Origin of the sequence: Halomonas fontilapidosi, from assembly GCF_014192285.1 — a bacterium.
Classification (GTDB): domain Bacteria; phylum Pseudomonadota; class Gammaproteobacteria; order Pseudomonadales; family Halomonadaceae; genus Halomonas; species Halomonas fontilapidosi.
The window spans coordinates 98,614-113,171 of the sequence record NZ_JACHXQ010000005.1; the positions used below are offsets into that span (position 1 = coordinate 98,614).

The window sequence follows — 14,558 nt, forward strand, 5'->3', positions numbered from 1 at the left end:
TAAGGGGTGAGGCGTCGTCAGGCGTCATCGATCACCTGGCCCCCACGGATCACAAGGAGTGACCGCATGACCCAACGCAAACCGCTCCATCACGCCATCAAGCAGGCCAGCCTGGCAGCGCTGCTGGCCGGTGGCCTGACCGTCGCCGGCAGTGCCGTGGCCCAGCCACAGGGGCTCTACTCGGCCAACGAACTGCTCGATGCCGACGTCTACGCCACCTCCAGCAGCGAACAGATCGGCGACGTCGAGGATATCCTGCTCGACAACGACATGCAGGTTCGTGCCCTGGTCATCGACACCGGCACCCTGCTCGACCTCAAGGGTGAGCAGCAGTTCGTGATCGAGGCCGGCAAGTTCAGCGTCGAGACCCGCAATGGTAATAACCTGGACGCCGTTGAGTACCGGGTGAATGTCGACCTGAGCGAGGAACAGATCGCCGAGCAGCCGCAATACACCAACGACTGGTGGCAGAACGCCCGGCAAGGGGCCCAGCAGGCCTGGGAGGACACCAAGGAGGGCGCCGCCAGCGCCTGGGAAACCACTCAGGAAGGGGCATCACGCGCCCTGGACCGCATCGGCCAGGCCCTGGAGAACGTCGGCGAACAGACCCAGGAGGCCGCCGACCGCTCCGCCGAGTGACGGCTAACCCGCTGCCAACCATCTTCACAGCCCGGTCATCGACCGGGCTTTTTACGGCGCGTCGACGGCTCTGGCGCTTCGCCCGTCGCGCGTTCTAATCTGAGAAAACTGGCGTTTCGATCCTTGGCCCCGGCGCGTGCCGGGGCCGTTTCATGCCGGAGTTGCCCCGACGGGCCCGCATTGACGACAATACGCGCTCTGCTTTCACTGTCACGCAAGGATGCCGCCCATGCTCGCCGAGCTCTTCGCCGTGATGGCGCCCGTGCTGACCGGGGCGGGGCTCGGCTTTCTCTGGGTGCGCCTGGGCCACGACTTTCCGGTGGCCTTCGTCACCCGCCTGGTGTTCAACATCGGCACCCCGGCCCTGGTGATCGCCTCGCTCTCCGGCGCCGAGATCGATGCCGCGAGCTTCGGGCGCACCATGCTGGCCACAGCCCTGGTGCTCACGGCCATGGCCGGCATTGCCTTCCCGCTGGCGCGACTGCTGGGCAAGGACTGGCGCGTCCTGCTGGCCCCTACCATGTACCCCAACACCGGCAACATGGGCCTGCCGGTGGTGCTCTACGCCTTCGGCAGCGCCGGTTTCGTGTTCGGCATCACGGTGATGGTCACCGTCTCGCTGTTCCAGTTCACCCTGGGCACTATCCTGTCGAGCCGCGGCAACCCGTTGAAAGCATTGGCGAAGACGCCGGTGGTCTATGCCATCCTGATAGCGTTGGGGCTGCTTCTCAGCGATACCGACCTGCCGCTGTGGCTCGCCAACAGCGTCGATTTGATCTCGGGCTTCACGGTTCCACTGATGCTGATCACCCTGGGGGTCTCGCTGGCCAGCATTCAGGTAAAGAGCCTGACGTCGGGAATCGGCTTCAGCCTGTTGCGCATCCCGGTGGCCGCCGGAATCGCCTGGGGGATCGGCACCCTGCTGGCCCTGCCGCCCATGGCACTGGCCATCCTGGTGCTGCAGATGAGCATGCCGGTGGCGGTGTTCAACTACCTCTTCGCCCAGCGGGCCGGTCGCGAGCCGCAGTACGTGGCCAGCCTGGTGTTCTGCTCCACCCTGCTGTCGCTGGTCTACCTGCCGATCCTGCTGGCGATCCTGATGTAGGCTCGGGAACCCCCTCGCCCACACAGCGTCCTTGTGTATGAGCCTTGCGTAAGGCGCTAGTGTAAGGTCTTTGTGTAAGCTCTTTGTGTAAGCTCCTTGTGTAAGATCCTTGTGACGAGCCCCTGTGCGGGCATCACCATCGGGGAGAAGCGCCATGCCAACGCCGCGTCACGCCCTCTCGACTGCCCTGCTGCTGGGCGGTGTCCTGCTCGCCGGCCAGACCGTGGCCGCCGAGGTGGTCGAGGAACATATCGCCACCGACCACCATGACCTGCGCCTGGAGAGCATGGCAGGCGGCCTGGAGCACCCTTGGTCGGCCGCCGAGCTGCCCGATGGCCAGTGGCTGGTCACCGAGCGCCCGGGCCGCCTGGTGCGCATCGATGCCCAGGGCAAGGTCAGCCGTCTGTCCGGCATGCCCGAGGTCTCGACCCGCGGCCAGGGCGGTCTGCTCGATGTCGTGCTGCATCCCGACTACGCAACGGGCAGCGACTGGGTCTATTTCAGCTGGAGCCAGGCCGGAAACGGCGGCAGCGCCACCACGCTCTCGCGTGGGCGACTCGACGGCGACGCCCTGGTGGACCTGGAGACGCTGTTCGTCCAGAACCGCTTCTCGCGGCCGGGCCGCCACTATGGCTCGCGGCTGGCCTGGCGCGATGACGGCACCCTGCTGATGACCATCGGTGAGCGCGGCAGCCCCGAGCGCGCCCAGGACCGCGGCGACCACGCGGGTAGCGTGCTGCGCCTGACCGCAGAGGGCGAGGTGCCGGACGACAACCCCTTTGTCGATGGCGCGGATGCCCTCCCCGAACTCTTCACCTACGGCAACCGCAACCCCCAGGGCCTGACCGTCGCTGCCGACGGCACGGCCTGGTCGACCGAGCACGGCCCACGCACCGGCGACGAGCTCAACCGCCTCGAGGCCGGCGTCAACTATGGCTGGCCGGTGGTCAGCCGCGGCAACGACTATGCCACCAATCTGCCTATCGGCCTCGACAGCGCCCCCGGCATGCGTGACCCGGTGCATGTCTTCGCCGGGCGCTTCGCTCCCTCGGGCCTGGCCCAGGTGAGTGGCGAGGCCTTCCCCGCCTGGCAGGGCGATCTGCTGGCCGGCGGACTGGCCAGCGAAACGCTGGTGCGCCTCGCTCTGGACGGCGACAGAGTGGCCGAGCGCGAGATAATCCTCGAGGGCGAGATCGGTCGCATCCGCGATGTGCACCTGGGCAGCGACGGTGCCGTCTATCTGCTGAGCGACCACGCCGATGGCGGTCTCTACCGCCTGGTGCCCGCCGACTAGCCATGCCGAGGGCCGCCCACCCACTCGCGTGGGTGTTGAAAAATATGGCCAATCAGAGCGTTAGGCTCGTCTTTCGAAGACCGGAAGGGACATTGTCGTGCGCCGAGAGACGGAGTGAATTCGACACGGCAGCTACCCTGCGTCATCCTGCGTGTCGCCAACAGCCTGGTTTTTAATTTGAACGATCATTTAAAAACCACTAGGCTAGGCTTCACTCCACCGATGCCGAGTGCCGCTGTCAACGCAGCAGCCTGGCATAATGACGTCGCTTTCTTACGTCACGACACTCGACCCTTCGGCGCTCCCCCGCTGGGCGGCGCCTAAACAAGGCAGAGCCAATGAACGAGAACCGAAACGTCAAGATTCGGGTGCGCAACCTGACCAAGGTCTTCGGCAACCAGCCGAAGAAAGCGCTCGAGATGCACAAAGAGGGGATGAAGCGCCCCGAAATTTTTGACAAGACCGGCCAGACGCTGGGCCTGTCGGACATCAACTTCGATGTCTATGAGGGCGAACTACTGGTCATCATGGGGCTTTCCGGCTCCGGCAAGTCGACCCTGATCCGTTGCCTCAACCGCCTGATCGAACCCACCGAGGGTGAGATCGTGATCGACGGCGAGAACATCCCCGAGCTGAGCGACAAGGCGCTGCTGGAGTGCCGCCGTCGCCACTTCTCCATGGTGTTCCAGAACTTCGCGCTCTTCCCCCACCGCACGGTGCAGCAGAATGCCGAGTTCGGTCTGGAAATTCGCGGCGTGGACAAGGAAGAGCGAAGCAAGGTGGCACGCAAGGCCCTTGAACACGTCGGGCTCAACGGCTGGGAAGATGCCTACCCCAACCAGCTCTCGGGTGGCATGCAGCAGCGGGTGGGCCTGGCCAGGGCACTGGCCAACGACTCCACGGTGCTGCTGATGGACGAAGCCTTCTCGGCGCTGGATCCGCTGATCCGCGGCGACATGCAGCAGGAACTGCTGGAACTGCAGCACCGCATGCAGAAGACCACGGTGTTCATCACCCACGACCTGGACGAGGCGATCAACATCGGCGATCGCATCATTCTGCTCAAGGATGGCGCGATCGTGCAGATCGGTACGCCGGAAGAGATCCTCACCCATCCCGCAGACGACTATGTGGCGCGCTTCATCGAGGGCGTGGACATGTCGCGCATCCTCACCGCGCAGCATGCCATGCGCCCGGTGCGCGCCACCGCCCGCGAGGAGGATGGCCCGCGCACCACCTTGCGCAAGATGAACGAAAATGGCATCGACTCCATCTACGTCACGACCCGCGACCGCAAGCTGCTGGGTCTTGCCGAGGTGGACGCGGTAGAACAGGCCGCTAAGGAAGGCAAGGATACCATTCGCGATTATCTGACCCAGGACTTCCGCGCGGTCGGTCCCGACGAGCCGTTGCACAACCTCTTCGCCATGTTCAGCGAGAAGAGTTTCCCGATCGCCGTGGTGGATGACAGCCGCAAGCTGCTCGGCGTGGTGGTCAAGGGCGCCGTCCTCGACGAGCTGGCCCGGGCCGCGGAGCCCGCCGAAGTGGGCGCAGACGAGAGCGAAGCGGGCACCGACACCGCCAACGAGAACATCGCAGCGGCAGGAGACGCATGATGGCTATCGAAATTCCGAGCATCCCGCTGGGCGGGTGGATCGAGGGCGGCCTCGACTGGCTGACCAGCGAATACTCCATCGTCACCCGCGGCATCTCCCGAGTCACTCAGACCGGCATAGACGGCCTCAATGACGCCCTGATGTGGCTGCCCGAATGGGGCCTGCTGGCGATCATCGTCGGGTTGTGCTGGTGGGTGGCCAATCTTCGCCTGGGCATCGGCGCTGCCCTCGGCCTGGCGCTGATCTGGAACCTGGGACTCTGGGAACCGATGATCGAGACGCTGACCCTGGTGGTGATCGCCACTCTGGTGGCAGTCGTGATCGCCATCCCGGTGGGCATCGCCGCGGCACTCTCCGAGCGGCTCTACAAGACGATCATGCCGGTACTGGACTTCATGCAGACCATGCCCGCCTTCGTCTACCTGATCCCGGCGATTCCCTTCTTCGGCATCGGCTCGGTCTCGGCGATCTTCGCCACGGTGATCTTTTCCATGCCGCCGGCCATCCGCTTCACCACCCTGGGTATCCGCCAGGTGCCAACCGATCTGATCGAGGCCGCCGATGCCTACGGCGCCACGCGCAGTCAGAAGCTGATCAAGGTGCAGTTGCCGATGTCGCTACCCACGGTGATGGCCGGCATCAACCAGACCATCATGCTGGCGCTCTCCATGGTGGTGATTGCCGCCATGATCGGCGCCGATGGCCTGGGCAGCGAGGTGTGGCGCGCCATCCAGCGGCTGCGCCCGGGCGACGGCTTCGAGGCCGGCATCGCCGTGGTGATTCTCGCCATGCTGCTCGACCGCGTGACCCAGTCGCTGCGCAAGGGCCGCAAGACCTGATCTGCAAGGCGGCCCTTGCATCAGACCAAGGTCGCCTTCAGAGTAAAGTTGAATATCAAGAGAAGGCAACACGATGAAGAAGCATCCGCTGAACCGTCGCATCCAACTCACCGGCCTGGCACTGGCCACCGGTGCCGCGCTCACTGCCGGGGCCGCCCAGGCTCAGGACAAGGGCAGCGTGCACCTGGCCTACGTCGAGTGGGCCTCCGAGGTCGCCTCCACCAACGTGGTGCGCGCCGTGCTGGAGCAGGCCGGCTACGAGGTGGACCTTACCTCCCTCTCCGCCGCCGCCATGTGGCAGTCCGTGGCCACCGGCGACGCCGACGCCATCGTCGCCGCCTGGCTGCCCACCACCCACGCCGACTACATGGAACGCGTGGGCGACGAGGTCGTCAACCTGGGCGTCAACCTGGACGGCACCAGGCTTGGCCTGGTGGTACCGGCCTACAGCGACGTCGACTCCATCGCCGAGCTCGACGAGCACGCTGACGCCTTCAACGGCAAGATCACCGGTATCGATCCGGGCGCCGGCATCATGGGCCTCACCGAGGAGGTCGTCGAGACCTACGAGCTCGAGGAAATGGAAGTCCAGAGCGGCAGCGGCGCCACCATGACCGCGGCCCTGGAAAGCGCCATCCAGAATGAGGAACAGATCGTGGTCACCGGCTGGACGCCGCACTGGATGTTCGCCCGTTGGGACCTCAAGTACCTCGACGACCCCGAGAACGTCTACGGCGGTGCCGAGCAGATCCACACCATCGCCCGCCAGGGGCTCGAGGAAGACATGCCGGAGGCCTATGCCATCCTGGATGCCTTCGAGTGGACCCCGGAGCAGATGGGCGAGGTCATGCTGATGAACCAGGCGGACGATGCCGACCCCTACGAGAATGCCAAGCAGTGGGTCGAGGAGAACCAGGACCTGGTTCAGGAGTGGCTGCCCGAGTCTTGAGGCGGGCCAAACCTTCCAATCAGCGTGAGGCCAACTGTCTCACCACATCCAAGGGGGCTGCCGTAAGGCGGCCCTCTTCATGAGAACCCCATGCGACGCCCAGGCCTCGCAAAACGACAGGTCGGCTGTCATTCTCATACACGATCAGTAACATGATGACGCAAGCCGGTCTCTGCTGTCGTTGAATCGCTGCCTGGAAAGCTTTCAGGAAACGGGCAAACTAAGACACTCGCAGGGCCTCAATGGGTAACAAGGAGATACAGGCATGTTCCACAAGATCATGGTGCCGGTCGACCTGGCACATCTCGACTTGATCGAGCCGTCGCTACAGGCCGTAGCCGACCTGGCTCGCTACTATGATGCCGAGGTCTGCTACGTGGGGGTGACCGCCAATACGCCTGGCAGCGTGGCGCGCACGCCCCAGGAGTACACACAGAAGCTCGAGGCCTTTGCCGAGGAGCGTAGCAAGATCCACGGCCAGCCAGTCAGCACCCATACCATTGTCAGCCCCGACCCGATCGCCGATCTCGATGACGACCTGATCGAGGCCATCGATGAGCTGGGCGCAGATCTGGTGGTCATGCCGACCCACCCCCCCAAGCATGTGGATGCGATCATACCGTCCCACGGTGGCAAGGTGGCGACGCACACCAAGGCCTCGGTGTTCCTGGTACGTCCCGGCGCGGGCAACTAGGCCGGATAAACGCAAATACGTCAATAACCACAAGGGAGACGTCTCGTGGCTCAAGATCCCCAAGACGAAAAGCCCAAGGAGCCGAATACCGGCTCCGAGGGCATACCCGCTCCGGAGGGGGCGGTGAACCTTATCGATACCGACTATGTCATCGGACAGGACAACATCACCGCCTCACCGCTGGGCGTGAATGTGGACCTTCACGGCAAGGTCTTCATGTTCTCCGCGATCGTGATTCTGCTGTTCGTGATCCTGACCCTGGCGTTGCAGGATCAGATGGAGCCGCTCTTCAACAGCGCGTTCAGCTTTCTGACCACCAAGATGGGCTGGTTCTTCCTGCTCGGCGCCAACGTCTTCGTGATTCTTGCGCTGGTGCTGATTTTCACGCCGATGGGTAAGGTGCGAATCGGCGGGGCCGACGCCAAGCCGGACTTCGGCTATCTCGGCTGGTTTTCGATGCTGTTTGCCGCCGGCATGGGCATCGGGCTGATGTTCTACGGCGTTTCCGAGCCGCTGGGCCACTTCGGCACTGCCATGGGCGGTATCAGCGTGGGCGAGGACGGCGTGCGCACCGACTGGGCCCCGCTGGGAGCGGCCGCGGGTGACCAGGCCGGCGCCATTGACCTGAGCATGGCCGCCACCATCTTCCATTGGGGCTTCCACCCTTGGGGTGCCTACGCCATCGTCGGCCTGTCGTTGGCGATCTTCGCCTTCAACAAGGGCCTGCCGCTGACCATGCGCTCGATCTTCTACCCGATCCTGGGTGAGCGCGTCTGGGGCTGGCCGGGGCACGTGATCGATATCCTGGCGGTGTTTGCCACGCTGTTCGGCCTGACGACCTCACTGGGCATTGGCGCCACCCAGGCGGCCGGTGGCCTCAACTACCTGTTCGGCATCCCCAACACCGATACCACCCTGGTGGTTCTGATCCTGGGCATCACGCTGGTGGCACTGGGCTCGATCATGCTCGGTGTCGACAAGGGCGTACAGCGCCTCTCCCAGCTCAACATGGTACTCGCCCTGCTGCTGCTGCTGTTCGTGATCCTTGTCGGTCCGACACTGCTGATTGCGACCGGCGTGGTCGATAATCTGATCAACTACGTGACCCACTTGCCAGCATTCTCCATGCCATTCGGACGCGAGGACGCCAACTTCAGTCAGGGCTGGACGGCCTTCTACTGGGCATGGTGGATCGCCTGGTCGCCCTTCGTCGGCATGTTCATCGCCCGGGTCAGCCGCGGACGCACCGTACGTGAGTTCTTGATCTCCGTGCTGGTGGTCCCGACCCTGGCCTCGGTGGTGTGGATGACCGCCTTTGGCTCGACCGCCATCGATCAGGTGATCAACCAGGGCATCACCGAGGTACAGGATGCCGCCCTGGAACTGCAGCTGTTCACCATGCTGGAGTATCTGCCGCTGACGGCCATCACCTCCTTTATCGGTATTGTGCTGGTCATCGTGTTCTTCATCACCTCGTCGGACTCCGGTTCACTGGTGATCGACTCCATCACTGCCGGCGGCAAGGTCGATGCGCCCAAGCCACAGCGTATCTTCTGGGCACTGATCGAGGGGGCACTGGCCATCGCGCTGTTGCTCGGTGGCGGTCTCGCCGCCCTGCAGACGGCGGCCCTGACGACCGGTCTGCCCTTTACGCTGGTGCTGTTGGTAGGCTGCTACGCCATCGTCAAGGGACTGATGAGCGAGCCGAAAGCCAAGTAATCGATCATCAAGCGGCCATAACACGGCCAAAAAGACCCAGCGAGGCGGCCCCCAGGGCCGCCTCGCTGCGTTCGCGGAAGAGATAAACGCGATCATGCGAAGGCCTTGCCGCCGATCAGCTCCAGAGTGCGCTTATCGGGGTTGCCGGGCTGTAGTGGCTGGCGACCTGAGCCTGCAGTAGCTCGGCGGTGGCCAGCGCATCGATCAACGCGTGGTGGCCGGCATAGACGGGCAAGCCATAGCGCGCGCGGCTGTCGTAAAGGCGGATGGAAGCCGGCGGACGGCCAATCCAGCGCTTGAAGCGGGCCATCAGAGACTGCCGATGGATGCGCGCCTCCAGCGACATGGTATCGATGACCGGAAACAACACGCCCTCCCCCAGTCGTGCCTTGACCGCCGCGTCCAGGAAAGGGCGCTCGATGTGCCGGAAGTGGACCACCACCAGCCGCCCCGCGAGGGCATCGAGCAGCTCGTCGAGGATTTCTGCCAGATCCGGGGCCTGGGCGATGTCGGCATGGGTGATGTGATGAAAGGTCACCGACTTCTCGCTCAGCGGACGCGGAGGCCGCACGACCCAGTAGCGTCGCTTTGACACGGCGACACGCCCCAGCGTGAAGGGCACCACGCCGATGCTGACGATGGCGTGACGTCGCTCGTCCAGGCCGGTGGTCTCCATGTCCAGCGCCACCATCGGCGCCTCGCCGATGGGGGTCTCGGGGTCAGGCAGCCCGGCGGAGAAGAAACGCGCCAGACGCGGGTCGCGAGCCGCCTCGGCCCGGCTGGCCAGGTAGTCCGGCCAGCCCGGTGACGGCGCGGCAATTCGCGGACGCAGACGCACCATGGCCACGTCAGCGTGACCGCGAGGGCATGGGGTAACGGAACTTGAGGAACTTCTGGGCGTTGCTCAACACCTGAAAGGCATCCTTGAGGTTGTGGCGCTCGCTATCGGAAACGTTCTCGGGCTCGATGTTGTTGTCGGGTGTCCGCTCTTGCTCGATGTCGATCACGTGGTGGCGGATGCGTGACATCGAGAGGAACTCGAGCGCATAGCGCAGCTTCTGGCTGACGCCTGGGGCCAGCAGCTGGGTGCGGTCGATATCATCGAGTCGAGCGAAGCTGTTCTGGGCCCGTGAGCCACAGGCCAGGGCATGCACCCGGATCAGATCGGTCATCGGCGCGGTGCCGCGGCGCTTGAGGTTGATGGAGTTGTTGTGCCTGCCGTCCTTCTCCATCACGAAGGTGCGGAAGAAGCCCAGCGGCGGGGTGCGATTGAGGGCGTTTCGGGCCATGGCCGCCAGGAACAGCGGCGTCTTGGGCGCGCGCGTGGCCACCAGGTCCTGCAGCTGCTCGACGAAGGCATTCTCGCCATACACGGCGTCGAGGTCGAAGAAGATCGAACTGTGCAGGAGGCGCTCCGGAGAAGGTTCATTAATCCAATCCCGGAAGTACTGTTTCCACACCGACAGGGGCTGACGCCAGCGAGCATTGGTCGCCATGATGTCGCCCTTGCAGTAGGGATAGCCGCAGGCATCCAGGCCATCGCTGACCCGCTGGGCCAAGGCCAGAAAGTAGGCGTCATGGCGCTTTGGGTCGAAGTCGTCGGCAAGCACCAGGGCATTGTCCTGGTCGGTGACGATCGACTGCTCGTTGCGCGCCATGGAGCCCAGGGCCATGAAGCAGTAGTCTACCGGTGGCGGGCCCAGCTCTTCTTCTGCCAACTCCAGCAGCCGGCGGGTGAAACTGCGTCCGATGGTGGAGAGGGCACTGCCGACCATCCGCGAGTCGGAACCCTCCTCGACCATGCGTACGAAGGCGTCTCGGGCATCGGGCACCAGCCGTGCCAGGCCCTCGGGGCTCGACTGGTGAAAGATGTTGCTCACCAGGTAGAGGCTGCTGCCGGTCTCATAGCGGATGATGTCGGAGAGATGCACAATGCCTACCGGGTGGCGACGATACATCACCGGCAGGTGGTGGATATTGCTGCGCAGCATGCACAACATCGCCTCGTGCACCGACTCATCGGACTGAATGGCGATCAGGCGCGAGCCAATTACCTCGCCGACCGGCGTATCGGCGGGGCGCCCCTCGGCCACGACATGCTTGCGAAAATCGCTGTCGGTGAGGATGCCCCGCACCTGCCAGTAGCGATCCTCGCTGTCGCGAAAGGTGTAGCGTGGGTTGTCGCCGGGAGCATCGAGCACCAGCACCGCCGAGGCACCAAACTCCGTGATCTGCCGGGCGGCTTCCTGCACCGTGGTACTGGCCTCGACCATCACCGGGTAGCGAGTCAGCAGCTTGCGCACCCGGGTGATCATCATGTCGTTGTTCTTCTTCTGATCCTTGACGGCCGACTCCAGGCGCGGACGCTCGAGCTCGACGAAGTCGGCGAAGTGGTCATCAGCTTCGCACAGACGCCGGAAGGCGCTCTCGGGAACGAAGTAGATCAGGGTGTCTTCCATGGCCCGCGCCGGGAAGCGAACGCGATGATGGCGCAGCAGGCTGAAGTGACCGAAGATATCGCCCTCGCCGAGACGATTATAGAGTTCACCACCGCGGCGATAGACCTCCACGGCGCCGCTGCGGATATAGCAGAATTCGTGAACGTCCTGGTCGAGCACCAGGATGTCGCTGCCTGCCTTGAAGTAGGCGACCTCGACGCTGCCGGCCACCTCGTCAAGCAGCTCGTCGGAGAGCGCATCGAAAGGCGGAAAGCGCCCCATGTGCTGGCGGATCTCTAGCAATTCCACGTCCATGCGTCACGCCCCCGCCATGTCAAGTCTGACCATAGTCTGTAATGCCGGCGTCGGACTGTAAAGGGGCCACTACATACGACAAGGGCCACCCTGTGGGTGGCCCTTGTCGTCTGCCGAACGGGTCGGCCGAGATGTGCCCGTGCTTACGACTGGGCCATCTCCTGCACGCGCTGCATCAGCTCGGGGTCCTGCTGAATGGCTTGGCCAATGGCGTTGAAGGTATCCACCTCGAGACCGCTGTTCTGCACGGCCTTGACCATCTCGTCGTTGGCTTCCTTGCGGACGGCCTGCTGGGCCTGCTCGTCCTCTGCCGCTTGCAGCTGCTGGGTATACTCCTGGGAGATCACGGCGATCTCCTGAGAAGCGTCGGCGAACTGCTGCAACTGCTGATCGGAGAAGTCCTGGGCCGATGCCGTTGCCTGCGGCTGTTCTGCGTTGGCCGCAGAGTCCTGCTGAGCCTGGGCAGTGGCGGCCAGGCCGAGAGAGAGAAGTGCGGCCGAGAACAGTGCAGTCATCCGTTGCATGAATACCTCCAGAATGTCGCGTTAAAAATGTGCCCCACTGAGACGCGCGGCATCACGGTGAGTTCACGAAGTGTTGTAACGGGTTGTAAAACAAGGTGCTCCCCGCGGGGAGCACCTTCGATACCTCAACGGTTATCGCGCCTGGCGTCAACCATAGGCGAGGTTGGGCAGCCAAGTCACCAGCGCCGGGAAGAGGATCACCAACAGCAGCCCCAACGCCTGAATGCCCAAGAAGGGGAAGGAGGAACGGAAGATCTGTCCCATGGTGATATGCGGCGGACACACCCCCTTGATATAGAAGAGCGCATAGCCGAACGGCGGGCTGAGGAAGGACATCTGCATGTTGACCAGGTAGATGACGCCGAACCACAGCGACACATCGGTGGCATCGACCCCAGGTAAGCCGAACAGGCCGTTGAAGGTGAGCCCCTCGATCAGCGGCACGAAGATCGGCACCGCCAGCAGCAGGATACCGACCCAGTCGAGGAACATCCCCAGGGCCACCAGCAGCACCATCATCAGCAGCAGCACCGCGTAGGGGCCGAGACCCGCGCCGGAAATCAGCTCCTGCACAAAGGTCTGGCCGCCCTGCAGGATATAGAAGCCGACGAAGATACTGGCACCGAAGATGATCCACATCACCATCGCCGAGGCCACCAACGTGCTCATGCAGGCGGCGTGCAGGTTGGGCCAGGTCAGACGCTTGTGCATGGCGGCCACCACCAGGGCACCAAAGGTGCCGATACCGGCGGCTTCCACCGGGGTGGCGATACCGGTGAAGATAATGCCTAGCACCAGAATCACCAGGATGATCGGCGCCAGCATCTTGCGCAGAATGCGCAGCTTCTCCGTCATGTCGACCCGATCCTCGACCGGCATTGGCGGCGCCAGCTTGATGTTCAGGGTGCCTCGCATCCAGCAGTAGAAGCCGTACATGAAGGCCAGCAGCAGACCGGGGATCAGTGAACCGAGATAGAGCTCACCCACCGACTGCTGGGCGATCACGCCGTAGATGATCGCCAGGATCGAGGGCGGAATCAGGATCCCCAGGGTTCCGCCGGCCATGATCGAGCCGATGGCGATTTCCGGGTCGTAGTGGCGCTTGAGCATCGCCGGCAGTGCGATCAAACCCATGGTCACCACCGCGGCGCCGATCACGCCGACCATGGCAGCCAGCAGGGTCGAGGCAATGATGGTGGCGATCGCCAGACCGGCCTTTAGCCCGCCCATCCACTTGTAGACGACATCGAACAGCTCCTCGATGATCCCCGCCTTCTCCAGCACCGAGGCCATGAAGATGAACAGCGGGATGGCCGAGAGCTGATAGTTGGTCATCATCGGGAAGATGCGCGACGGCATCAGGTTGAGCATGTTCTGATCGCCGACCAGATAAAGAAAGGCCACCCCCAGACCACCGGTGACGAAGGCCAGCGGCAGGCCCGCTACCAATACCACCATCAGTGAGCCGAACATCACCACCGTCAGGGCCCCGATGCCCACGGATCCAAGGCTGTTCTCGAGGCTGCCCGCCAGGCTCTCGTAGTCCGTGACGGCAATGTTGACCATCTCGAAGACCACCCAGGCCGCCAGCAGTCCGGCCACGATCAGCAGCACGCGGGCGAAGGTACGACTGCCGGCATGAAAGCGCCAGTGATAGCGATAGGACTGGACATCGCGCAACAGCTGCCCTACCCCCTGCAGCAGCAGCAACAGCGCGCCGAAGAAGAGCATGAACTTCACCGGATAGAACTGAATCGACCATTCGGTGAAGGAGGTCTCGTTGGCGTAGCTGGAACCGAAGAAGAACTCATCGCTGACCGACTGAGAGAAGAACTTCCAGCCGGTAAATAGCAGCGCGATGGTGAAGATGAAGAAGAAGATCGAGGTGACGACATCCAGCGCCGCCCTGTTAAGCGGCTTGGCGCGCTGATAGAGGATATCGACACGCACGTGACCGCCCTCGCGCAATGCGTAGGCGCCGGCTATCAGGTACTGCATGCCGAACATCAGGGTCATCGATTCATGGGCCCAGTTGGTCGGCGAGTTGAAGGCGTAGCGAACCAGCACTTCATACGTGAAGATGAAGGGGGCGATCAGCGCCCAGTAGGCCACATAACGGCCGGAAAACCCCGACAGGCGGTCGACGATCGCGGTAAACAGATTACCGGGCGGCTGATACGCCACCTCGACTTCCTGTCCGGCCGGTACCTCGGCGGTGTCGCCGCCGCTGATGGTGCCGCCACGCCGGAAGCTGCGATCGACGAGGAACATCACCACCAGCGGCAATATCAGCAGCACCGACCAGTAGAGCCAGTGCGGAAGAACGAATTCGATATCAAGATTCATGGACACTCCTCCGCGACACCATCACCTCCCGGCGATGGCGACGGATCCTAGAGTCGACGGGATGCGGGATCAGTAGTGGT

12 protein-coding genes are annotated in these 14,558 nt (G+C 63.6%); 8 read left to right on the forward strand and 4 right to left on the reverse strand.

The window, feature by feature from the left end:
- The first annotated feature begins 66 nt into the window (after positions 1 to 66).
- The 8 genes from FHR95_RS09000 to FHR95_RS09035 all read left to right on the forward strand — a co-directional run bounded on the left by FHR95_RS09000 (position 67) and on the right by FHR95_RS09035 (position 8,855).
- Positions 67 to 639, forward strand: coding sequence for a PRC-barrel domain-containing protein (locus tag FHR95_RS09000; protein WP_183314164.1), 573 nt, complete (start codon positions 67 to 69; stop codon positions 637 to 639).
- Between the two features lie 229 nt (positions 640 to 868).
- The gene (locus FHR95_RS09005) at positions 869 to 1,744 is read left to right on the forward strand and encodes an AEC family transporter (protein ID WP_040185603.1); all 876 of its coding nucleotides are present in this window, start codon (positions 869 to 871) and stop codon (positions 1,742 to 1,744) included.
- 154 nt (positions 1,745 to 1,898) lie between these two features.
- A complete protein-coding gene (locus FHR95_RS09010) occupies positions 1,899 to 3,038 on the forward strand; it encodes a PQQ-dependent sugar dehydrogenase (RefSeq protein WP_183314165.1) in 1,140 nt (379 codons plus the stop codon).
- Between the two features lie 338 nt (positions 3,039 to 3,376).
- Positions 3,377 to 4,654 carry a betaine/proline/choline family ABC transporter ATP-binding protein gene (locus FHR95_RS09015; protein WP_183314166.1) on the forward strand — a complete coding sequence of 426 codons (1,278 nt, stop codon included), beginning with the start codon at positions 3,377 to 3,379 and terminating at the stop codon, positions 4,652 to 4,654.
- Positions 4,655 to 4,659: 5 nt separating this feature from the next.
- Complete coding sequence (locus tag FHR95_RS09020) at positions 4,660 to 5,493, forward strand: ABC transporter permease subunit (protein ID WP_040185615.1); 834 nt, start codon at positions 4,660 to 4,662, stop codon at positions 5,491 to 5,493.
- Positions 5,494 to 5,566: 73 nt separating this feature from the next.
- Positions 5,567 to 6,442: a glycine betaine ABC transporter substrate-binding protein gene (locus tag FHR95_RS09025; RefSeq protein WP_183314167.1), complete on the forward strand. Its 876-nt coding sequence runs from the start codon at positions 5,567 to 5,569 to the stop codon at positions 6,440 to 6,442.
- Positions 6,443 to 6,707: 265 nt separating this feature from the next.
- Entirely contained in the window at positions 6,708 to 7,136 is a 429-nt protein-coding gene (locus tag FHR95_RS09030; protein ID WP_040185598.1) for a universal stress protein, read from the forward strand.
- Positions 7,137 to 7,181: 45 nt separating this feature from the next.
- Complete coding sequence (locus FHR95_RS09035) at positions 7,182 to 8,855, forward strand: BCCT family transporter (RefSeq protein ID WP_040185597.1); 1,674 nt, start codon at positions 7,182 to 7,184, stop codon at positions 8,853 to 8,855.
- Between the two features lie 115 nt (positions 8,856 to 8,970).
- Here the strand turns inward: FHR95_RS09035 and FHR95_RS09040 are convergent, their stop codons facing one another.
- The 4 genes from FHR95_RS09040 to FHR95_RS09055 form a co-directional block, all read right to left on the reverse strand.
- Entirely contained in the window at positions 8,971 to 9,696 is a 726-nt protein-coding gene (locus FHR95_RS09040; RefSeq protein WP_183314168.1) for a 3'-5' exonuclease, read from the reverse strand.
- 7 nt (positions 9,697 to 9,703) lie between these two features.
- Entirely contained in the window at positions 9,704 to 11,608 is a 1,905-nt protein-coding gene (locus FHR95_RS09045; protein ID WP_183314169.1) for a DUF294 nucleotidyltransferase-like domain-containing protein, read from the reverse strand.
- Positions 11,609 to 11,751: 143 nt separating this feature from the next.
- The gene (locus FHR95_RS09050) at positions 11,752 to 12,132 is read right to left on the reverse strand and encodes a DUF4168 domain-containing protein (protein ID WP_040185593.1); all 381 of its coding nucleotides are present in this window, start codon (positions 12,130 to 12,132) and stop codon (positions 11,752 to 11,754) included.
- 147 nt (positions 12,133 to 12,279) lie between these two features.
- Positions 12,280 to 14,478 carry a TRAP transporter large permease subunit gene (locus FHR95_RS09055; protein WP_183314170.1) on the reverse strand — a complete coding sequence of 733 codons (2,199 nt, stop codon included), beginning with the start codon at positions 14,476 to 14,478 and terminating at the stop codon, positions 12,280 to 12,282.
- Positions 14,479 to 14,558 lie beyond the last annotated feature (80 nt).

Coding starts and splice junctions, on each gene's coding strand:
- FHR95_RS09000 (WP_183314164.1), top strand. CDS start 67: ATGACCCAACGCAAACCGCTCCATCACGCCATCAAGCAGGCCAGCCTG.
- FHR95_RS09005 (WP_040185603.1), top strand. CDS start 869: ATGCTCGCCGAGCTCTTCGCCGTGATGGCGCCCGTGCTGACCGGGGCG.
- FHR95_RS09010 (WP_183314165.1), top strand. CDS start 1,899: ATGCCAACGCCGCGTCACGCCCTCTCGACTGCCCTGCTGCTGGGCGGT.
- FHR95_RS09015 (WP_183314166.1), top strand. CDS start 3,377: ATGAACGAGAACCGAAACGTCAAGATTCGGGTGCGCAACCTGACCAAG.
- FHR95_RS09025 (WP_183314167.1), top strand. CDS start 5,567: ATGAAGAAGCATCCGCTGAACCGTCGCATCCAACTCACCGGCCTGGCA.
- FHR95_RS09030 (WP_040185598.1), top strand. CDS start 6,708: ATGTTCCACAAGATCATGGTGCCGGTCGACCTGGCACATCTCGACTTG.
- FHR95_RS09040 (WP_183314168.1), bottom strand. CDS start 9,696: ATGGTGCGTCTGCGTCCGCGAATTGCCGCGCCGTCACCGGGCTGGCCG.
- FHR95_RS09045 (WP_183314169.1), bottom strand. CDS start 11,608: ATGGACGTGGAATTGCTAGAGATCCGCCAGCACATGGGGCGCTTTCCG.
- FHR95_RS09050 (WP_040185593.1), bottom strand. CDS start 12,132: ATGCAACGGATGACTGCACTGTTCTCGGCCGCACTTCTCTCTCTCGGC.
- FHR95_RS09055 (WP_183314170.1), bottom strand. CDS start 14,478: ATGAATCTTGATATCGAATTCGTTCTTCCGCACTGGCTCTACTGGTCG.